Annotated in this window: 13 protein-coding genes, 1 tRNA gene, 2 rRNA genes and 1 pseudogene; 6 read left to right on the plus strand and 11 right to left on the minus strand. The window is 52.6% G+C overall.

The window, feature by feature from the left end; all coding sequences use genetic code 11:
• Nucleotides 1-86: 86 nt before the first annotated feature.
• The 3 genes from ACUY4Q_RS23945 to ACUY4Q_RS23955 form a co-directional block, all read right to left on the minus strand.
• Nucleotides 87-2,992, minus strand: a 23S ribosomal RNA gene (locus ACUY4Q_RS23945).
• Between the two features lie 218 nt (nucleotides 2,993-3,210).
• Nucleotides 3,211-3,286, minus strand: a tRNA-Glu gene (locus tag ACUY4Q_RS23950).
• 85 nt (nucleotides 3,287-3,371) lie between these two features.
• Nucleotides 3,372-4,913: ribosomal RNA gene (locus ACUY4Q_RS23955) — 16S ribosomal RNA — on the minus strand.
• Together the 16S and 23S rRNA genes with 1 tRNA gene alongside form the textbook arrangement of a ribosomal RNA operon.
• A 483-nt stretch (nucleotides 4,914-5,396) precedes the next feature.
• Between ACUY4Q_RS23955 and ACUY4Q_RS23960 the strand changes: the two genes are divergently transcribed.
• Nucleotides 5,397-6,101: a FadR/GntR family transcriptional regulator gene (locus tag ACUY4Q_RS23960; protein WP_458045093.1), complete on the plus strand. Its 705-nt coding sequence runs from the start codon at nucleotides 5,397-5,399 to the stop codon at nucleotides 6,099-6,101.
• An 11-nt stretch (nucleotides 6,102-6,112) separates the two neighbouring features.
• Nucleotides 6,113-7,542 (plus strand): annotated as a pseudogene (mdtD, locus tag ACUY4Q_RS23965) (multidrug transporter subunit MdtD).
• Here the strand turns inward: mdtD and rbsR are convergent.
• From rbsR to kup, 7 genes are all read right to left on the minus strand, one after another.
• Nucleotides 7,508-8,500 (minus strand): ribose operon transcriptional repressor RbsR, encoded by a 993-nt coding sequence (gene rbsR / locus ACUY4Q_RS23970; RefSeq protein WP_458045094.1) that lies wholly within the window; start codon nucleotides 8,498-8,500, stop codon nucleotides 7,508-7,510. The pseudogene mdtD and the gene rbsR overlap by 35 nt on opposite strands.
• Before the next feature lie 3 nt (nucleotides 8,501-8,503).
• On the minus strand, nucleotides 8,504-9,433 hold the full coding sequence (gene rbsK, locus ACUY4Q_RS23975) for a ribokinase (protein WP_458047435.1): 930 nt from the start codon (nucleotides 9,431-9,433) through the stop codon (nucleotides 8,504-8,506).
• 106 nt (nucleotides 9,434-9,539) lie between these two features.
• The gene (gene rbsB, locus ACUY4Q_RS23980; protein WP_458045095.1) at nucleotides 9,540-10,430 is read right to left on the minus strand and encodes a ribose ABC transporter substrate-binding protein RbsB; all 891 of its coding nucleotides are present in this window, start codon (nucleotides 10,428-10,430) and stop codon (nucleotides 9,540-9,542) included.
• A gap of 24 nt (nucleotides 10,431-10,454) precedes the next feature.
• Nucleotides 10,455-11,420, minus strand: a complete 966-nt coding sequence (gene rbsC / locus ACUY4Q_RS23985) for a ribose ABC transporter permease (RefSeq protein WP_458045096.1) — start codon at nucleotides 11,418-11,420, stop codon at nucleotides 10,455-10,457.
• A gap of 5 nt (nucleotides 11,421-11,425) precedes the next feature.
• Complete coding sequence (gene rbsA / locus ACUY4Q_RS23990; protein WP_458047436.1) at nucleotides 11,426-12,931, minus strand: ribose ABC transporter ATP-binding protein RbsA; 1,506 nt, start codon at nucleotides 12,929-12,931, stop codon at nucleotides 11,426-11,428.
• A 7-nt stretch (nucleotides 12,932-12,938) separates the two neighbouring features.
• The gene (gene rbsD, locus ACUY4Q_RS23995; RefSeq protein WP_458045097.1) at nucleotides 12,939-13,358 is read right to left on the minus strand and encodes a D-ribose pyranase; all 420 of its coding nucleotides are present in this window, start codon (nucleotides 13,356-13,358) and stop codon (nucleotides 12,939-12,941) included.
• Between the two features lie 204 nt (nucleotides 13,359-13,562).
• On the minus strand, nucleotides 13,563-15,431 hold the full coding sequence (gene kup, locus ACUY4Q_RS24000; protein WP_458045098.1) for a low affinity potassium transporter Kup: 1,869 nt from the start codon (nucleotides 15,429-15,431) through the stop codon (nucleotides 13,563-13,565).
• A gap of 221 nt (nucleotides 15,432-15,652) precedes the next feature.
• Between kup and ravA the strand changes: the two genes are divergently transcribed.
• Nucleotides 15,653-17,149, plus strand: a complete 1,497-nt coding sequence (gene ravA, locus ACUY4Q_RS24005) for an ATPase RavA (RefSeq protein WP_458045099.1) — start codon at nucleotides 15,653-15,655, stop codon at nucleotides 17,147-17,149.
• The gene (viaA, locus tag ACUY4Q_RS24010) at nucleotides 17,143-18,594 is read left to right on the plus strand and encodes an ATPase RavA stimulator ViaA (RefSeq protein ID WP_458045100.1); all 1,452 of its coding nucleotides are present in this window, start codon (nucleotides 17,143-17,145) and stop codon (nucleotides 18,592-18,594) included. Before ravA ends, viaA begins: the two co-directional genes overlap by 7 nt.
• Here the strand turns inward: viaA and asnA are convergent.
• Nucleotides 18,591-19,583, minus strand: a complete 993-nt coding sequence (asnA, locus tag ACUY4Q_RS24015) for an aspartate--ammonia ligase (RefSeq protein ID WP_458045101.1) — start codon at nucleotides 19,581-19,583, stop codon at nucleotides 18,591-18,593. The two genes, viaA and asnA, sit on opposite strands and share 4 nt — an antisense overlap.
• 154 nt (nucleotides 19,584-19,737) lie before the next feature.
• On the opposite strand from asnA, the gene asnC reads away from it, so the two are divergent.
• Together asnC and mioC are read left to right on the plus strand one after the other, a co-directional pair.
• The gene (gene asnC, locus ACUY4Q_RS24020; RefSeq protein WP_041689565.1) at nucleotides 19,738-20,196 is read left to right on the plus strand and encodes a transcriptional regulator AsnC; all 459 of its coding nucleotides are present in this window, start codon (nucleotides 19,738-19,740) and stop codon (nucleotides 20,194-20,196) included.
• A gap of 100 nt (nucleotides 20,197-20,296) precedes the next feature.
• Entirely contained in the window at nucleotides 20,297-20,746 is a 450-nt protein-coding gene (gene mioC, locus ACUY4Q_RS24025; protein ID WP_458045102.1) for an FMN-binding protein MioC, read from the plus strand.
• The last annotated feature ends 143 nt before the right edge of the window (nucleotides 20,747-20,889 follow it).

Below are 20,889 nucleotides of genomic sequence, written 5' to 3' on the forward strand. Positions count from 1 at the left end.
GCCGCCTTGTCTCAGCGCAAAATCCTTCGGACTCTGAATCTAAGCTGAAAATCTCTCAAATCACGCCAAAACACCTTCGGCGTTGTAAGGTTAAGCCTCACGGTTCATTAGTATCGGTTAGCTCAACGTATCGCTACGCTTACACACCCGACCTATCAACGTCGTCGTCTTCAACGTTCCTTCAGGACCCTTAAAGGGTCAGGGAGAACTCATCTCGGGGCAAGTTTCGTGCTTAGATGCTTTCAGCACTTATCTTTTCCGCATTTAGCTACCGGGCAATGCCATTGGCATGACAACCCGAACACCAGTGATGCGTCCACTCCGGTCCTCTCGTACTAGGAGCAGCCCCCCTCAATTCTCCAGCGCCCACGGCAGATAGGGACCGAACTGTCTCACGACGTTCTAAACCCAGCTCGCGTACCACTTTAAACGGCGAACAGCCGTACCCTTGGGACCTACTTCAGCCCCAGGATGTGATGAGCCGACATCGAGGTGCCAAACACCGCCGTCGATATGAACTCTTGGGCGGTATCAGCCTGTTATCCCCGGAGTACCTTTTATCCGTTGAGCGATGGCCCTTCCATTCAGAACCACCGGATCACTATGACCTGCTTTCGCACCTGCTCGAGCCGTCACTCTCGCAGTCAAGCTAGCTTATGCCATTGCACTAACCTCCTGATGTCCGACCAGGATTAGCTAACCTTCGTGCTCCTCCGTTACACTTTAGGAGGAGACCGCCCCAGTCAAACTACCCACCAGACACTGTCCGCAACCCGGATCACGGGTCTACGTTAGAACATCAAACATTAAAGGGTGGTATTTCAAGGTTGGCTCCACGCAGACTGGCGTCCACGCTTCAAAGCCTCCCACCTATCCTACACATCAAGGCTCAATGTTCAGTGTCAAGCTATAGTAAAGGTTCACGGGGTCTTTCCGTCTTGCCGCGGGTACACTGCATCTTCACAGCGAGTTCAATTTCACTGAGTCTCGGGTGGAGACAGCCTGGCCATCATTACGCCATTCGTGCAGGTCGGAACTTACCCGACAAGGAATTTCGCTACCTTAGGACCGTTATAGTTACGGCCGCCGTTTACCGGGGCTTCGATCAAGAGCTTCTCCTTACGGATAACCCCATCAATTAACCTTCCGGCACCGGGCAGGCGTCACACCGTATACGTCCACTTTCGTGTTTGCACAGTGCTGTGTTTTTAATAAACAGTTGCAGCCAGCTGGTATCTTCGACTGAGTTCAGCTCCACGAGCAAGTCGCTTCACCTACCATCAGCGTGCCTTCTCCCGAAGTTACGGCACCATTTTGCCTAGTTCCTTCACCCGAGTTCTCTCAAGCGCCTTGGTATTCTCTACCTGACCACCTGTGTCGGTTTGGGGTACGATTTTGTGTTACCTGATGCTTAGAGGCTTTTCCTGGAAGCAGGGCATTTGTTACTTCAGCACCGTAGTGCCTCGTCATCACACCTCAGCGTTAAAAAGGTACCGGATTTACCTGGAACCTCCGCCTACATGCTTAAACCGGGACAACCGTCGCCCGGCTAACATAGCCTTCTCCGTCCCCCCTTCGCAGTAACACCAAGTACAGGAATATTAACCTGTTTCCCATCGACTACGCCTTTCGGCCTCGCCTTAGGGGTCGACTCACCCTGCCCCGATTAACGTTGGACAGGAACCCTTGGTCTTCCGGCGAGCGGGCTTTTCACCCGCTTTATCGTTACTTATGTCAGCATTCGCACTTCTGATACCTCCAGCAACCCTCACAGGTCACCTTCAACGGCTTACAGAACGCTCCCCTACCCAACAACGCATAAGCGTCGCTGCCGCAGCTTCGGTGCATGGTTTAGCCCCGTTACATCTTCCGCGCAGGCCGACTCGACCAGTGAGCTATTACGCTTTCTTTAAATGATGGCTGCTTCTAAGCCAACATCCTGGCTGTCTGTGCCTTCCCACATCGTTTCCCACTTAACCATGACTTTGGGACCTTAGCTGGCGGTCTGGGTTGTTTCCCTCTTCACGACGGACGTTAGCACCCGCCGTGTGTCTCCCGTGATAACATTCTTCGGTATTCGTAGTTTGCATCGGGTTGGTAAGTCGGGATGACCCCCTAGCCGAAACAGTGCTCTACCCCCGAAGATGAATTCACGAGGCGCTACCTAAATAGCTTTCGGGGAGAACCAGCTATCTCCCGGTTTGATTGGCCTTTCACCCCCAGCCACAGGTCATCCGCTAATTTTTCAACATTAGTCGGTTCGGTCCTCCAGTTAGTGTTACCCAACCTTCAACCTGCCCATGGCTAGATCACCGGGTTTCGGGTCTATACCCTGCAACTTAACGCCCAGTTAAGACTCGGTTTCCCTGCGGCTCCCCTATACGGTTAACCTTGCTACAGAATATAAGTCGCTGACCCATTATACAAAAGGTACGCAGTCACACCACGAAGGTGCTCCCACTGCTTGTACGTACACGGTTTCAGGTTCTTTTTCACTCCCCTCGCCGGGGTTCTTTTCGCCTTTCCCTCACGGTACTGGTTCACTATCGGTCAGTCAGGAGTATTTAGCCTTGGAGGATGGTCCCCCCATATTCAGACAGGATACCACGTGTCCCGCCCTACTCTTCGAGTTCACAACATATGCACTTTCATGTACGGGACTTTCACCCTGTATCGTGCGACTTTCCAGACGCTTCCATTAACACACATGCTGATTCAGACTCTGGGCTCCTCCCCGTTCGCTCGCCGCTACTGGGGGAATCTCGGTTGATTTCTTTTCCTCGGGGTACTTAGATGTTTCAGTTCCCCCGGTTCGCCTCATGCCACTATGTATTCATGACATGATAGTGTGTCGAAACACACTGGGTTTCCCCATTCGGGTATCGCCGGGTCAAAGGTTCATATCACCTCGCCGACGCTTATCGCAGATTAGCACGCCCTTCATCGCCTCTGACTGCCAGGGCATCCACCGTGTACGCTTAGTCGCTTAACCTCACAACCCGAAGATGTTTCGTAAAACACCGTCAGTGTCGTGAAAATTTGAGAGACTCGAACACACCGTCATTCTGTTCTTATTACGGAGAACAGACACGATGTGTCGTTTCAATTTTCAGCTTGATCCAGATTTTTAAAGAGCAAATATCTCAAACATGACTCGCAAGTCAGTTTTGAGATACGGGGGTCGGCGACTTTCACTCACAAACCAGCAAGTGGCGTCCCCTAGGGGATTCGAACCCCTGTTACCGCCGTGAAAGGGCGGTGTCCTGGGCCTCTAGACGAAGGGGACACTGAAGTCTCAATCGCAAGACGCCTTGCTGTTTACTTTTCATCAGACAATCTGTGTGAGCACTACAAAGGCAGGTTCTTTAAGGTAAGGAGGTGATCCAACCGCAGGTTCCCCTACGGTTACCTTGTTACGACTTCACCCCAGTCATGAATCACAAAGTGGTAAGCGCCCTCCCGAAGGTTAAGCTACCTACTTCTTTTGCAACCCACTCCCATGGTGTGACGGGCGGTGTGTACAAGGCCCGGGAACGTATTCACCGTGGCATTCTGATCCACGATTACTAGCGATTCCGACTTCACGGAGTCGAGTTGCAGACTCCGATCCGGACTACGACATACTTTATGAGGTCCGCTTGCTCTCGCGAGGTCGCTTCTCTTTGTATATGCCATTGTAGCACGTGTGTAGCCCTACTCGTAAGGGCCATGATGACTTGACGTCATCCCCACCTTCCTCCAGTTTATCACTGGCAGTCTCCTTTGAGTTCCCGGCCGGACCGCTGGCAACAAAGGATAAGGGTTGCGCTCGTTGCGGGACTTAACCCAACATTTCACAACACGAGCTGACGACAGCCATGCAGCACCTGTCTCAGAGTTCCCGAAGGCACCAAAGCATCTCTGCTAAGTTCTCTGGATGTCAAGAGTAGGTAAGGTTCTTCGCGTTGCATCGAATTAAACCACATGCTCCACCGCTTGTGCGGGCCCCCGTCAATTCATTTGAGTTTTAACCTTGCGGCCGTACTCCCCAGGCGGTCGACTTAACGCGTTAGCTCCGGAAGCCACTCCTCAAGGGAACAACCTCCAAGTCGACATCGTTTACAGCGTGGACTACCAGGGTATCTAATCCTGTTTGCTCCCCACGCTTTCGCACCTGAGCGTCAGTCTTTGTCCAGGGGGCCGCCTTCGCCACCGGTATTCCTCCAGATCTCTACGCATTTCACCGCTACACCTGGAATTCTACCCCCCTCTACAAGACTCAAGCCTGCCAGTTTCGAATGCAGTTCCCAGGTTGAGCCCGGGGATTTCACATCCGACTTGACAGACCGCCTGCGTGCGCTTTACGCCCAGTAATTCCGATTAACGCTTGCACCCTCCGTATTACCGCGGCTGCTGGCACGGAGTTAGCCGGTGCTTCTTCTGCGGGTAACGTCAATCGACACGGTTATTAACCGTATCGCCTTCCTCCCCGCTGAAAGTACTTTACAACCCGAAGGCCTTCTTCATACACGCGGCATGGCTGCATCAGGCTTGCGCCCATTGTGCAATATTCCCCACTGCTGCCTCCCGTAGGAGTCTGGACCGTGTCTCAGTTCCAGTGTGGCTGGTCATCCTCTCAGACCAGCTAGGGATCGTCGCCTAGGTGAGCCGTTACCCCACCTACTAGCTAATCCCATCTGGGCACATCTGATGGCAAGAGGCCCGAAGGTCCCCCTCTTTGGTCTTGCGACGTTATGCGGTATTAGCTACCGTTTCCAGTAGTTATCCCCCTCCATCAGGCAGTTTCCCAGACATTACTCACCCGTCCGCCACTCGTCACCCAAGGAGCAAGCTCCTCTGTGCTACCGTTCGACTTGCATGTGTTAGGCCTGCCGCCAGCGTTCAATCTGAGCCATGATCAAACTCTTCAATTTAAGTTTGATGCTCGTAGAATTAAACTTCGTAATGAATTACGTGTTCACTCTTTGAGACTTGGTATTCATTTATTGTCCGAAGACATTAAGAATCCATGTCACTTTGAGTGCCCACACAGATTGTCTGATAAATTGTTAAAGAGCAGTGCAACGCGGCTTTCGCTCACCGTTGCGAGGTGGCGTATATTACGCTTTCCTCTTTCAGAGTCAAGCGTTTATTTTCGCTTTTCTCTGCCGGAATTCTCAGGAGAACCCCGCTGACCCGGCGGCGTGTGTGCCGTTGTTCCGTGTCAGTGGAGGCGCAGTATAGGGATTTATTTCGGGCTGACAAGTCAAAAATACAAAAAACTTTTCAACCGTCTCTTTTTTCAACAAGACGGGGAAAAATAGAGCATAACAGCGCTAATTTGCTGTATTTACCACCACATCGATATACCGGATGGCATACTAATAAGTGAATAAGTAAAAACCAGGAACTCATCAATGTCTTTAAATGCACAACAGCTTGCGGCACAAAAGAACCTTTCCTGGGTGCTGGCAGAAAAACTCGCTCAGCAAATCCTCAAAGGTGAATATGTTCCCGGGAGCATCCTGCCAGGTGAAATAGAATTAGGAGAACAGTTCGGTGTAAGCCGGACTGCGGTCAGGGAAGCAGTAAAGACATTAACAGCAAAGGGTATGGTTCTTCCGCGTCCGCGGATTGGTACTCGCGTTATGCCGAGGGAGAACTGGAACTTCCTGGATAAGGAGTTACTGTCGTGGTGGATGCATGAGGGTAATTTTCAGGAAGTCATTCAGCACTTCCTTATTATGCGCAGTAGTCTTGAGCCACAGGCTTGCCGCCTGGCCGCCATCTTAGGTGAAGCTGAGCAGAAAGCGTACCTGAATACATTAATGGAGGAGATGGTCTGCCTGAAGAAGCATTTCAATCGCGAACGCTGGATTGAAGTGGACATGGCCTGGCACGAACACATCTATGCTATGAGCGCCAATCCTTTCCTTACTTCTTTTGCTGCACTGTTCCATTCGGTCTATCACACCTATTTCACATCGATAACGCAGGATCAGGTGATTAAGCTCGACCTTCATCAGGCGATTGTTGATGCTATTCAGGAGAGTGATGGAGAGGGAGCCTTCCAGGCTTGTCAGATTTTATTGAATACCCCTAACGCGCCTGCGGCAAAATAACAGGATCCCGCATGACAGAGAAAAAACACCGCAGCATGGCCGGATTGCCATGGATTGCAGCAATGGCTTTCTTTATGCAGGCACTGGATGCCACCATATTAAACACCGCACTACCGGCTATTGCCGAGAGTCTCAACCGTTCCCCCCTTGCGATGCAGTCCGCCATCATTAGCTATACGTTAACCGTCGCTATGTTGATTCCGGCCAGCGGCTGGCTGGCTGACAGGTTCGGCACCCGTCGCGTCTTTATGTTAGCCGTCAGCTTATTTACCCTTGGCTCACTGGCCTGCGCCCTCTCAACCTCACTAACCTCACTGGTACTGTTCCGCGTGCTCCAGGGAATTGGCGGTGCCATGATGATGCCCGTTGCCCGCCTGGCACTGCTTCGAGCCTACCCGCGCAGCGAACTGCTTCCCGTACTCAACTTTGTGACCATGCCGGGTCTGGTAGGGCCAATACTCGGCCCGGTGCTGGGCGGCGTAATGGTGACCTGGGCCACCTGGCACTGGATATTCCTGATTAATATCCCGATTGGCCTTGCCGGCCTGCTGTATGCACGCAAATACATGCCCAACTTTACTACGCCCCGTAAACGCTTTGATACCGGCGGTTTCTTCCTGTTCGGTCTGAGCCTGGTGCTGTTTTCCTGCGGCATGGAGCTTTTTGGCGAGAAAATCGTGGCAAGCTGGCTGGCTTGCAGCGTGATCCTCAGCGGGATTGTGTTGTTCCTTCTTTATATACGTCACGCACGTCGTCACCCCACGCCGCTCATTTCTCTTCATCTCTTTAAGACACGGACCTTTTCGGTGGGGATTGCCGGGAATATCGCCTCACGGCTGGGAACCGGATGTGTACCCTTTTTGATGCCGCTAATGCTGCAGGTTGGATTCGGTTACTCCGCGTTGATTGCCGGATGCATGATGGCCCCGACGGCGATGGGCTCCATTCTGGCAAAATCACTCGTTACGCAGGTACTCCGCCGCCTCGGTTATCGCAAGACGCTGGTCGGCATAACGCTGTTTATTGGCGTGATGATCGCCCAGTTCTCTCTCCAGTCGCCGTCAATGGAGGTCTGGCTGCTGATATTGCCGCTGTTCATTCTGGGAATGGCGATGTCGACGCAGTTTACTGCGATGAACACGATTACCCTTGCGGATCTGACTGATGAGAACGCCAGCAGCGGCAACAGCGTGCTGGCCGTCACTCAACAGCTCTCAATCAGTCTGGGTGTTGCAGTCAGTGCGGCAGTGCTGCGGTTTTATGAAGGGTTTGAGAACAATAATACCGTGGAGCAGTTCCACTATACCTTTATTACCATGGGCGTTATCACGCTGATCTCCGCTTTTACCTTTATGCTGTTACGACCCAAAGATGGCCGTAACCTGATAAAAGAAAAACATTGATTGCTAAGCCGATCCGCGCTCCATCAGCACTGGCGTAAGTTGCAAACGCTGCTGCTGTTGAGTGGGATCGGCAATTCGATGGATTAACACATCGATGGCCAGTTCACCGAGCTCATCTTTCGGTTGATGGACCGTGGTCAGAGGCGGTGTCATGTAGCGCGCCAGCTCAATATCATCATAGCCAACAATAGCGATATCCTGGGGAACGTGGAGCCCGGCCTGATACAGCGCCTGATAGGCACCGAACGCCATCGCATCGTTACCAATAAACACCGCCTGCGGGCGGACATCCCTCGCCAGCAAGGTTTGCATGGCTTCAAGCCCACCAGCAAACTCAAAATCGCCGATGATTTCATCCCCTTCGTGGACGGTCAGCCCGGCGTTGGCCATCGCTGCGCGGTACCCTTCAAGTCGCAGACGAGCGGGCGTTTTATCCAGCGGCCCGGTGATACAGGCGATATGCGTATACCCTTTCTGGATAAGATATTGCGTCGCCATGTCACCGCCCAGCAATGAGTTATCCTGAATCAGGTCACTGTCGCCATCAAACGGCGCCCAGTCCATCATCACGGTGGGGACAGAGGGATAACGCTGGAGAATTTCCTGGGAAGGTTGATGCGTTTCGGTACATAAAAGCAGAAGACCATCGACACGCTTTTGCATCAGCGTTTCCAGGTTGCGGTTCATCCGCTGCTCATCGCCTTCGGTGTTGCACAGCACGAGGCTGTACCCACGCTCAAAACAGCTACGTTCCACCCCTCTGACCAACTCAGAATAGAAAGGGTTAGTACTCGCAGTGATCAACATCCCGATGGTGCGGGTCTGATTGATTTTCAGGCTTCGGGCCAGTGCAGAAGGCGCATAATTCAGCGCCTTGATGGCGGACTCCACCTTCTCACGAATGGCATCACTGACAAAACGATCGTTATTGATGACATGTGAAACGGTCGAGGTAGATACACCCGCCACGCGGGCCACATCCTTCATCGTAGCCAATCGTCACCCCTGCTGACTGAGAAAATCATCGATTTCGTTGCGCCATGGCACTGACGGTTGCGCGCCTTTACGGGTCACAGCGATCGCTGCGGCCGCATGAGCAAATCGAATGGCATCATCAAGCGCATGCTTTTCGAGTAATGCCGTCATCAGTGCGCCGTTAAAGGTGTCGCCTGCCGCGATGGTATCAATCGCTTTCACTTTGAATCCCGGGATACGGCGACCTTCACCTTTTACACTCGCCCAGACACCACGACTGCCGAGGGTAATGATGACAGTCTCAATACCTTTAGTATGTAGTACTTGCGCCGCATTTGAGGCGTCTTCGTCACTGTTTACCCGAATACCTGTCAGTTTTTCTGCTTCAGTCTCATTTGGCGTAATGATATCTACCAGCGCCAACAGCTCATCTGACAGTTCACGGGCAGGCGCGGGATTCAGCGCCACAATAGTATTGTTTTCATGCGCGATACGGGCTGCTGCCAGCACGCTCTCAACGGGTGACTCCAGTTGCATCAGCAATGCGGAAGCCTGACGGATTAACTCGCGTTGTGCTTCAACACGCGCTACGGAGAGCGCCGCGTTTGCACCTGCATGAATACCGATGACATTCTCACCTTCGCCGTTAACGAAAATCAGCGCAACGCCTGTCGATTCCCCCGTAATGACGCTGACCGGAGCGACATCAATATTGTCACTGCTCAGCTGCTGGCGAACACGCTCTCCGGTGTCGTCATCACCCGTGCAGGCAATAAAGGCAATATCTGCGCCACTGCGGCCCGCCGCAACGGCCTGGTTTGCACCTTTACCACCGAAGGCAACCTGATACTGACTACCGGTGACGGTTTCCCCAGGGGTCGGGAAGGATTCAAGGTTGAGAATGTGATCGGCATTAATGCTGCCAAGAACAACGAGTTTGCCACTGGTTTTCATGATGAGCTTGTCCATTAAAGTGCGCCACCCGCGAACGCGTGGCGCATGCCCTGCTTTTTGAGGTTATCCTCAAGACTGACTCCCAAAGGGAGCGTCTGAACCCGGCTTACTGCTTGATAACCAGCTTCAGGTCGACCGGGATCTTAACGTGTACTTTTTCGCCTTTCAGCACTTTATCAGCGGTTTCAACGCCTTTCGCGCCAATTTGCTCAGGTAACTGTGCGATTGTAGCCGCCAGTTTGCCGTCGTTAACCGCTTTTACGCCATCCGGTGTACCGTCAAAACCCACCACCATGACATCGGATTTGCCCGCCGTTTGCAGCGCACGCATAGCGCCCAGTGCCATTTCGTCGTTCTGAGCAAACACGGCCTGCACGTCCGGATGCGCGGTCAGCAGGTTCTGCATGACGTTCAGCCCCTTGGTGCGGTCAAAGTCAGCTGGCTGACTGGCCAGGACATTGAATTTATGCGCCGCAACGGCTTGCTGGAAACCTTCGCCACGTTCACGCGCCGCTGAAGTCCCTGCAATGCCCTGCAGTTCGATAACCTTCGCGCCTTCACCGGCTTTCTTGGCAATGTAGTCGCCTGCGATTTTGCCGCCCAGTACGTTATCAGAAGCGATATGGCTGACCACTTCGCCTTGTGCCGCTGCGCGATCAAGGGTGATTACCGGGATTTTCGCCTGGTTAGCCATCTTCACGGCGTTACCGACCGCATCAGAATCGGTAGGGTTAATCAGCAGCAGTTTAGTACCACGTACGGTCAAATCCTGAACGTTAGCCAGCTCTTTTGCCGGATTATTCTGCGAGTCCAGCACCACCAGGTCATAGCCCAGTTTGTCTGCTTCTTTCTGCGCACCGTCTTTCAGGCTAACGAAGAACGGGTTATTCAGGGTGGAAACAACCAGAGCAATCGTATCCTTTGCCATCGCATTTGCGCTTACGGTGGCGCTCAGTGCAACAGCAGAAACCAAAAGAGCCAGCTTTTTCATGTTCATATTCATGATGTCCTGTGTAGGTAATTACTGCTTTTTGTTGTCTACCAGCACCGCGAGCAGAATCACCACTGCTTTAACGATCATCTGGTAATAGGAAGAAATGCCTAATAAGTTCAGTCCATTACTCAGGAAGCCAAGGATAAGCGCACCGATCAATGTTCCCACGATGCGACCTTTACCTCCCGCCAGACTGGTACCACCCAATACAACAGCGGCGATAGCGTCCAGCTCATAACCTGTTCCTGCAACGGGCTGCGCGGAGGAAAGACGCGCTACTTCGATAATACCGGCCAGTGAAGCCAGCAAGCCGCACAAGGAGTAGACAATAACTTTAACTTTATCGACGCTGATACCTGACAGGCGCGTTGCCGCTTCGTTACCCCCCAGCGCATAAATATAGCGCCCAAGACGCGTGTGATGCAGCAGATACCAGGTGGCGATAAAGACCACCGCCATAATCCATATTGGCGTCGGAACCCCAAACGGGCGACCGATACCAAACCAACCAAAGACATCAGCATTGTCAGTAAAGCCGGTATTCATGGGGCTTCCGTTGGTATACACCAGCGTTACACCACGCAGTAACAGCATCATGACCAATGTCGCGATAAAGGCCTGAACGCGCCCTTTGGCCACAATAACCCCCGTCACCGCACCGATGGCCGCACCCAACGCCAGGGCGGCGGCGACAGCCACCAGCGCATTCACTTCCATACCAACAAGCGACGCGGCGACCGCACCGGTCAGTGCCAGTAAGGAACCGACGGACAGGTCGATCCCGGAAGTCAAAATAACCAGCGTCATGCCGACCGCCATAATGGCGTTGACCGAGGTCTGTTGCAGAATATTCAGCAGATTATTGACGGTAAAAAAGTTCGGGCTCAGGGTCGATACAATGGCAATCAGCACCAGTAAAGCGATCAGTGATTTTTGTTCCATCAACCACGCTTTGGTGAAATAGCGGCGACCAGATACAGCCTGGGTAGTCATCTTTTTTACTCCTGATTCACACGATTAAGCTTGCCCACTGCGGCAGCCATCAATACTTCCTGAGTGGCCTGCTCGCGCGTGAATTCACCGCCGAGATGCCCTTCGTGCATCACGATGATGCGATCGCTCATGCCCAGCACTTCCGGCATTTCCGATGACACCAGAATGATGCTCAGCCCGTCGGCCTTGAACTGGTTGATAAGCTGATAAATCTCTTTTTTCGCCCCAACGTCCACGCCACGGGTGGGTTCATCAAGAATAAGCACCTTCGGACGCGTCATTAAACCGCGCGCAATGGCCACCTTTTGTTGATTACCACCGGAAAGCAAACCGATGGCCTGCTCCATAGACGGGGTTTTGACATTAAACAGGCGAATGAAATCGCTCACCGCCTGCTGTTCATCTTTGTGTTTGAGATTACCGCCGGTTCGGCTGAAATAACCCAGTGCCGTCAGCGACATGTTCTCTTTAACCGACATACCGAGCACTAAGCCATCGCGCTTACGGTCTTCTGAGATATAGACGATACCGTTCGCCAGCCCATCCTGCGGTGTACGGGTAATCACTTCATGCCCGTCCAGGGTGACATAACCACTGGTGCGCGGCATCGCGCCATACAGCACTTTCATCAGTTCAGTGCGTCCGGCGCCCATCAGGCCCGCCACACCCAAAATTTCACCTTTACGCAGCGTGAAGGAGACGTCGTTCACCCCCGGTCCACAAAGGTTGTCGACTTTCAGACGGATATCACCGGGTACTTTATCGAGACGCGGATATTGATCCTCAAGCTTGCGGCCGACCATCATTTCAATCAGCGAGTCTTCAGTAAGCGATGCGACTTCGCGCTCGGCGATAAACTGCCCATCGCGGAACACGGTCACATCATCGCAAATCTCAAAGATCTCTTTCATACGGTGGGAGATGTAAACGATGCCGCGCCCCTGCGCTTTCAATTCGCGAATAACACGGAACAACGACGCTGTTTCGGTATCGGTCAGGGCATCTGTCGGTTCGTCCATCACAATGACTTGTGACTCATAGCTCAGCACTTTGGCGATTTCGACCATTTGCTGATCGCCGATGGAAAGTTCGCCCACCAGCTTGTCGCTTTTGAAACGCAAATTCAGTTTCGCCAGCAGTTTGTCCGCTTCGGCATACATTGTTTTCCAGTCAATTTTGCCAAAACGACCGACAAACTCACGACCGAGGAAAATGTTTTCCGCGATGGTCAGTTGCGGGATCAGGTTAAGTTCCTGGTGGATAATCCCAATGCCCGCTTCCTGGGAGGATTTCGGCCCCGTAAAGGTTGTCTCTTTCCCCAGCCACAGCAGCGAACCGGCATCACGCTGATAGATACCGGTCAGGACTTTCATCATGGTGGATTTGCCCGCGCCGTTCTCGCCGACCAGCGCCATAACGCGGCCAGCGTAAACATTCAGCGCCGCACCGGAGAGGGCTTTTACCCCCGGGAATGCTTTGTCGATTCCCTTAAGTTGCAGTAATGCGTCCATACCGGCCTCAGAAGGTGACGCCAGCACAGAGAATGATATTCGCATACGGGGAACACTCCCCGCTGCGAATAACCGCCTGACTGTCCGCGGTCTGTTTTTTGAATTGTTCGTGGGTCACATAACGAACATTTATGGTATTGCCCTGGTGTTGTTGCAGCTGCTCAATATGCTTGAGCAACGTTTCGTGGAGCTGCGGATTCTGTTCCTCAATTTCCGACGCAATGATAGCTGCCTCAACCTGCATTTCTGCGGTGACCACCTCCAGCACCTGCATAAAGCCGGGTACGCCCTGAGTGAGAGCCATATCAATGCGCTGAGTACTCTGCGGCACAGGCAAGCCTGCATCGCATACCACCAGCGTATCGGTATGCCCAAGACGAGAGATGACCGCCGAGATTTCTGAGTTGAGAACAGGACCTTTTTTCATTTTATGCTCCATTAGCGAAACGTTTCGCTAGACTCAGTGTAAACCTGAGAAAGTTCAGAAAACCACCGTGGGGTTACAGAAGTGTGATCGAAATCGAAACGTTTCGCTCGTGTTGCATCAGGGAAACATTTCTTTGCTTTCTTAAGCAAAATTGCGGGGGATAAATAGCAAAAACCCCTCAGAAAGAGGGGTTTTAAAGGGCCGTTATATTTCGACCTGGGTACCGAGTTCGATGACCCGGTTAGGCGGAATTTCAAACTGATCTGGCGCACGCAATGCATTACGCTGGAGGAGAAGATAAAGCTTACCGCGCAGGCGCAAATACCACGGGCGTTTACCCACGATCAGCGATTCATGAGACATAAAGAACGAGGTCTCCATCATGCGACAGCTTAATCCTTCAAGACCACAACGGTGGAAAACCTCTTCGACGTTTGGCGTTTCACGCCAGCCATAGCTCGCCACCACCCGCCAGAACGTCGGGGAGAGTTGTTCTATTTGCACACGGCGCACGTTGTGGACATAAGGCGCATCTTCCGTACGCAGCGTTAGTAGAATGACGCGCTCGTGCAGCACCTTGTTGTGCTTGAGGTTGTGCATCATGGCAAACGGGATCACGTTCAGTGCACGAGACATATACACCGCAGTGCCCGGTACACGTACCGGTGGTGATTTTTCCAGTGATGCAATCATCGCTTCCAGAGAGTTCCCGTGCTCATGCATACGGCGCAGCAGGCGGAAACGTTCACTCTTCCAGGTCGTCATGATAACGAACATCACGAGGCCCAGACTCAGCGGCAGCCAGCCCCCTGACAGGAGCTTATCGAGGTTCGCTGAGAACAGCGGAATATCAATGCACAAGAAGCCCGTCAACAGCAGCCCCACGAACAGCCTGTTCCAGTGCCAGTTTTTGCGCGCCACCGTCATGGAGAGAATGGACGTCAGCACCATGGTGCCGGTCACCGCGATACCGTAAGCGGCCGCCAGGTTACTGGAGTGTTCAAAGCTGACAATAACGATCACGACGGCAAAATAGAGCAGCCAGTTAACAAACGGAATGTAGATCTGACCGGACTCCATCTCCGAGGTGTGGATAATGCGCATCGGTGACAGATACCCCAGGCGTACCGCCTGACGCGTCAGCGAAAAGACGCCTGAGATGACCGCCTGCGATGCGATGACCGTTGCCAGGGTGGCAATAATCAGCATCGGGATCAGCGCCCAGTCGGGAGCCAGCAGGAAGAAGGGGTTTTTGATGGCTTCCGGCGTTTTCAGCAGCAGCGCCCCTTGCCCGAAGTAGTTGAGCACCAGCGACGGCAGTACCACCAGGAACCAGGCCACGCGGATCGGCAGTTTACCGAAGTGCCCCATATCGGCATACAGCGCTTCAACGCCCGTAATAGAGAGCACAACCGCCCCGAGCGCCACAAACGACACCGTTTTGTATTCAAGGAAGAAATGGACAGCCCAGGCAGGATTAAGCGCCTGAAGCACTTCAGGATTAGAGATAATCCCGCGCGCCCCCAGCATGGCCAGAATCAAAAACCAAGCGAGCATGATAGGCGCAAAGAGTTTCCCAACAAGCCCCGTTCCGTGCTTCTGAATCACAAACAGCAGCGTCAGTACCACAATAGAAAGAGGAACGGTCCAGGTTTCCAGGGAAGGGGCGACGATTTCCAGACCTTCAATGGCTGACATCACCGAAATGGCAGGGGTTATCACCACTTCCCCATAGAAGAAGCTACCGCCAATAAGCCCCATGATCACCAGAACCGAGGTCATCCGCGCCGACGTATTTCGCCCGGCAAGAGACATCAGCGTTAAAATCCCGCCTTCTCCGGCGTTATCAGCACGCATCACGAAGGTGAGATATTTTATAGAAACAACAAGTATCAATAGCCAGAAAATCAGCGACAGGAAACCAAAGACGGCATCGCGCTCAACACCAAAACCAAACTGACCTGACAGACATTCACGAAGAGTATAAAGCGGGCTGGTGCCGATATCACCGTAGACAACCCCAATAGCCGCGAGTGTTATCGCGGGCAATGATTGCTTATTATCAGTGCTCATAGACTAATCTTTTGTTTGAATGACAAATGTGTGCTTAGTCCCTTGGCCCACAAAAAGCGCACAGTATGCACGATTATTTGCTAAATCGTACCCCTAAATGCGACCACATTATTCTGGCGCAATGAAAATGATGCCATTGTTCAGTCTATTACAAGCCTTTATCTAAATGGCTATACTCGCACAGGCAAGCCGGAATCGCGGCGAAAGGATGCAAATCAATTATGGCTCACTCCCATTTATTAGCAGAAAGAATTTCCCGTCTCAGTAGCGCGCTGGAAAAAGGTCTTTTTGAGCGTAGCCACGCTATTCGCCTGTGTCTGCTTGCCGCACTCTGCGGCGAAAGCGTTTTTTTGCTGGGTCCGCCGGGGATTGCCAAAAGCCTTATCGCCCGCCGACTGAAATATGCGTTCAAACATGCCCGTGCGTTTGAATACCTGATGACCCGTTTTTCCACCCCCGAAGAGGTCTTTGGCCCTCTGTCTATTCAGGCACTGAAAGATGAAGGCCGCTATGAACGTTTAACCCGGGGTTATTTACCGGAAGCGGAAATTGTCTTTCTTGATGAAATCTGGAAAGCGGGACCGGCGATTCTGAATACCCTGCTCACCGCCATTAATGAACGCCGTTTTCGTAACGGCGCCAGTGAAGAAAAGATCCCCATGCGCTTACTGGTGGCGGCATCCAACGAACTGCCCGAAGCGGACAGCAGCCTTGAAGCGCTTTATGACCGCATGCTAATTCGCCTGTGGCTCGATAAAGTGCAGGAGAAGGGAAATTTCCGTTCCATGCTGATAAGCCAGCAGGATGAAAATGATAATCCCGTACCTTCCGATTTGCAGATTAGCGATGAAGAGTACACGCAGTGGCAGCAGGACATTGCGCAGGTGAAGCTGCCTGACGTCGTTTTCGAGTTGATCTATCAGCTCCGCCAGCAGCTTGATAGCCTGCCCAATGCGCCTTATGTTTCGGATCGTCGCTGGAAAAAAGCCCTTCATCTGTTGCAGGCCAGTGCCTTTTTCAGCGGGCGTGATGCGGTCGCGCCAATCGATCTTATCCTGTTGAAAGATTGCCTGTGGTATGACGCGCAGAGCATGCAATTACTGAAAAATCAGCTGGAAATATTGATGACCGGGCACGCCTGGCAGCAGCAAACCATGCTGACGCAACTGGCGACCATTGAGCAACGCCGAATTCAGATTCAACAACAACAAAGCGATAAAACGGCGCTAAAAGTCTCCCGCCAGGGGGGAATGTTCAGCCGCCGGCCGCACTATGACTTACCGGAAGATATACAGGACACCACGCTGACGCTGCTGCTTCAGCAGCCCCTTAAGCTTCATGATATGCAGGTCATTCACGTGACTATCGAACGTGCAGCGCTGGCGCAATGGCTGGCAAAAGGGGGGGAGATCCGCGGCAAGTTGAACGGAATTGGCTTTGCTCAGGTGCTTAACCTGGATGTGGACGGTGGCCTGAACGTGCTGATCCGCGATGTCAGTTTGCAAGGATCGCGTCTTGCCCTGCCAGGCAGTACAAGCGCAAACGTACCTGAAGAGGTGACGCAGCAACTGGAAGCGCTGGATACGCTCTGGCACCAGCAACATACCCGGTTCAGCGAACTGCAAAAATGCCTGTTTATTCCGGCCGACTGGTTAGGGCGTATTGAAGCCAGCCTGCAGGATGTGCGTGCGCAGATTCAACAGGCGCGTCAATGCTAACGCTGGATGCGCTCAATGCAATACTGACCATTGGTGAAGAGACGATCATCGAAGAGTTGATCGTCGCCTTACTCGCCTCTCCACAGTTGGCCATCTTTTTTGAAAAATTTCCGCGTCTTCGTCACGCCATAACAGAGGATATTCCCCGCTGGCGTGATGCGCTCAGAAGTCGCCTGAAAGAGGCCCAGGTTCCGCCGGAACTGACTGAAGAAGTTTTGTCCTATCAGCAATGCCAGCTACTCTCAACGTCGCAGCTCATCAGCCAGCTTCCGCAAGTCCTGGCATTACTGGATAAGCTCCGCTCTCCCTTTGCTGCCCAGGCCCATGCCATGGTGGCGGATACCCCCACCTTTACCCCGGCGCTACATACGCTCTTTTTACAACGCTGGCGACTTAGCCTGGTGGTGCAGACCACCGCCTTTAATCAGCAGTTGTTGGAGGAAGAGCGAGAGCAGTTGCTCAGCGAGGTGCAGGATCGGATGACGCTGAGCGGCCAGCTTGAACCGGTATTGATCGAAAACGAGAATGCCGCCGGGCGGTTATGGGATATGAGCGCCGGGCAGATCAAACGCGGCGATTATCAGCTCATCGTGAAGTACGGTGATTTTTTAACGGAACAGCCGGAGTTAAAACAGCTGGCGGAACAGCTCGGGCGCTCACGAGAAGCGAAATCCGTTCCCCGGAAAGATGCGCCGATGGAAACCTTTCGCATGCTGGTTCGGGAGCCATCGACGGTGCCAGAACAGGTCGATGGCATTCATCAAAGCGACGATATCCTGCGCCTGTTACCACCAGAACTGGCGACACTGGGTATCACGGAACTGGAATACGAGTTTTACCGCCGGCTGGTGGAAAAGCAGCTGATTACGTATCGACTGCATGGCGATGCCTGGCATGAACGGGTTACCGAGCGGCCGGTGGTACATCAGGATTTTGACGAGCAGCCGCGCGGTCCTTTTATTGTCTGCGTGGATACTTCTGGATCAATGGGCGGATTCAATGAACAGTGTGCAAAAGCGTTTTGTCTCGCCCTGATGCGTGTTGCCCTGGCGGATAAACGGCGTTGCTACATCATGCTCTTTTCCAGTGAAGTGGTGCGTTATGAACTTACCTGTCAGCAAGGGCTGGAACAGGCAATCCGTTTTCTTAGCCAGCGCTTTCGTGGGGGGACAGATATTGCGAGCTGTTTTCGCGCCATTATCGAGCGTATGCAGGGGGGAGAGTGGTATGACGCCGATGCGGTGGTCATCTCCGACTTTATCGCCCAGCGATTGCCGGACGATGTGGTCAGTAAAGTCAAAGAGCTGCAAACCGTACATCAGCAACGTTTTCACGCCGTTGCAATGTCAGCACACGGGAAACCCGGCATCATGCGCATCTTCGATCATATCTGGCGCTTTGATACCGGGATGCGCAGCCGTCTGCTGCGCCGCTGGAAGCGTTAGAGAAGAGAAGCGACGCTTGACCGTACCTGCTCAGGCCAGACGCCACATTGAACCTGGCCGATGTGTGGCAGTTGCAGCAGAAGCATCGTCAGACGTGATTGCCCGATGCCACCCCCGATAGTTTGCGGCATTTCTCCCTGCACCAGTGCCTGATGCCACTCAAGGCGCAGACGATCTTCATCGTCAGTAAGTTTAAGCTGACGTTTCAGGGTTTCGGCGTCCACGCGAATACCCATTGAAGAGAGTTCAAGGACATCCTCCAGAACCGGGTTCCACACCAGAATATCGCCGTTCAGGCCCTGCAAACCGCTGTCGCCAGGGGTACTCCAGTCATCATAATCCGGCGCACGTACGTCATGGCGCTGACCGTCGCTCAGCGTTCCCCCAATCCCTATCAGGAAAACAGCACCCAGCTCTTTGGCAATAGCACGTTCCCGACCTTTAGCATCCAGATGCGGGAAACGGCTCAGCAGCTCCTGGCTATGAACGAAATGGATTTTCTCCGGCAGAAACGCCGTCAGGCCAAACTCTTCACTCACAGCCGCTTCGGTCGCTTTGATCCCGGCGTAAATGGCTTCTACGGTCGACTTCAGCGTGCCGGTGTGGCGTTCACCCTCGCCCATCACCCGTTCCCAGTCCCACTGATCAACATAAACCGAGTGAATAGGGGACAGGCGATCTTCGTCAGGGCGCAGGGCTTTCATGTGCGTGTACAAGCCCTCACCCGCGCTGAAATCATGTTGACCCAGCGTTTTACGTTTCCATTTGGCCAGCGAATGCACCACTTCAAACTGTGCATCCGGCAGGTTTTTAACTTTCACCTGCACCGCTTTCTCAGCCCCCGACAGGTTATCCTGAGTGCCATCCCCGACGCGGCTCAAAATGGGTGCCTGCACTTCAATAAGCCCCAGTTTTTCTTCCAGCTGACGAGAGAAGTGCGACTTCACGAAAATAATCTGACGTTGTTTGCTGATGTAGGCGGATTTCATTTTTTTACTTCCTGTTTGCTGTCTGTTGCAGTTATTAAGCAACAAAAAATACCCTTTATTCAATAATCATCAATAAAAAAGGCCTTATGGGTTTTGATTCGTTAAAATCCACCGCTAAAATAGAAAGATTGTTTATTCAACATAAGAAAAACCTATGGAAAATTATCAGATCGACAATCTGGACCGCGGCATCCTTGAGGCGCTGATGGCGAATGCGCGTACCGCCTACGCTGAACTGGCCAAGCAATTTGGCGTCAGTCCGGGCACTATCCACGTCCGCGTAGAGAAAATGAAGCAGGCGGGTATCATCACCGGCGCACGCATTGATGTCAGTCCCAAACAATTAGGTTATGACGTCTGCTGCTTTATCGGCATCATTTTAAAGAGTGCAAAAGATTACCCTTCCGCGCTGGCGCGACTGGAAAGTCTGGAGGAAGTAACCGAAGCGTATTACACCACCGGCCACTACAGCATCTTTATTAAGGTGATGTGCCGATCAATTGATGCGCTGCAACAGGTGCTTATCAACAAGATCCAAACGATTGATGAAATTCAGTCCACCGAGACATTGATCTCCCTGCAAAACCCCATTATGCGGACGATCCGTCCCTGACAGGGAGATTTTCATTCACGCATAATACCCATATTGTCCACAGGTAGATCCCAGCTCATTCACAGCGTACAATACGCCCCTCATAACCGGAGTGGACTTCATGGCAGAAATTACGCTGATTAGCGGCAGCACCCTGGGCGGCGCGGAATACGTGGCTGAACATCTGGCTGAAAAGCTGGAAGAGGCGGGTTACACCACCGAAACCCTACATGGTCCTCTGTTGGAAGACCTGCCGCAGGAAGGTATCTGGCTGGTGATAAGCTCAACCCATGGTGCGGGCGATCTTCCGGACAACATCCAGCCTTTATACGATCAGTTGCAGGAGCAAAATCCCGATCTCTCCGGGGTTCGCTTTGGCGCTGTCGGGATCGGCAGTCGGGAATATGACACTTTCTGTGGCGCCATAGAGAAACTGGAAGCGGTATTGACCGCAAACGGCGCAAAAGAGATCGGTGAAATGGCCAGAATTAACATTCTTGAACACGACATTCCCGAAGATCCGGCCGAAATTTGGTTGGGATCCTGGATTAATTTACTCAAAAACGCTTAAAGATCACGCAAACAGTTGTGGATAACTATGCTTAAAAGCACTGATCAACCGGTAGTTATCCAATGAACAACCCTTGCTCACTTTTTGTCTTGTGTATAACTAGCCCTTTTGATCCCAGCTTATACTGAACAGGATCACCGATC

It is taken from the genome of Phytobacter cepae (assembly GCF_054165735.1).

Excerpts from the sequence above, each read along its gene's own strand:
- ACUY4Q_RS23960 (WP_458045093.1), top strand. The coding sequence starts at position 5,397 with ATGTCTTTAAATGCACAACAGCTTGCGGCACAAAAGAACCTTTCCTGG.
- asnC (WP_041689565.1), top strand. The coding sequence starts at position 19,738 with ATGGAAAATTATCAGATCGACAATCTGGACCGCGGCATCCTTGAGGCG.
- ravA (WP_458045099.1), top strand. The coding sequence starts at position 15,653 with ATGGCTCACTCCCATTTATTAGCAGAAAGAATTTCCCGTCTCAGTAGC.
- kup (WP_458045098.1), bottom strand. The coding sequence starts at position 15,431 with ATGAGCACTGATAATAAGCAATCATTGCCCGCGATAACACTCGCGGCT.
- rbsB (WP_458045095.1), bottom strand. The coding sequence starts at position 10,430 with ATGAACATGAAAAAGCTGGCTCTTTTGGTTTCTGCTGTTGCACTGAGC.
- rbsD (WP_458045097.1), bottom strand. The coding sequence starts at position 13,358 with ATGAAAAAAGGTCCTGTTCTCAACTCAGAAATCTCGGCGGTCATCTCT.
- rbsK (WP_458047435.1), bottom strand. The coding sequence starts at position 9,433 with ATGAAAACCAGTGGCAAACTCGTTGTTCTTGGCAGCATTAATGCCGAT.
- rbsA (WP_458047436.1), bottom strand. The coding sequence starts at position 12,931 with ATGGACGCATTACTGCAACTTAAGGGAATCGACAAAGCATTCCCGGGG.
- viaA (WP_458045100.1), top strand. The coding sequence starts at position 17,143 with ATGCTAACGCTGGATGCGCTCAATGCAATACTGACCATTGGTGAAGAG.
- rbsC (WP_458045096.1), bottom strand. The coding sequence starts at position 11,420 with ATGACTACCCAGGCTGTATCTGGTCGCCGCTATTTCACCAAAGCGTGG.
- mioC (WP_458045102.1), top strand. The coding sequence starts at position 20,297 with ATGGCAGAAATTACGCTGATTAGCGGCAGCACCCTGGGCGGCGCGGAA.
- asnA (WP_458045101.1), bottom strand. The coding sequence starts at position 19,583 with ATGAAATCCGCCTACATCAGCAAACAACGTCAGATTATTTTCGTGAAG.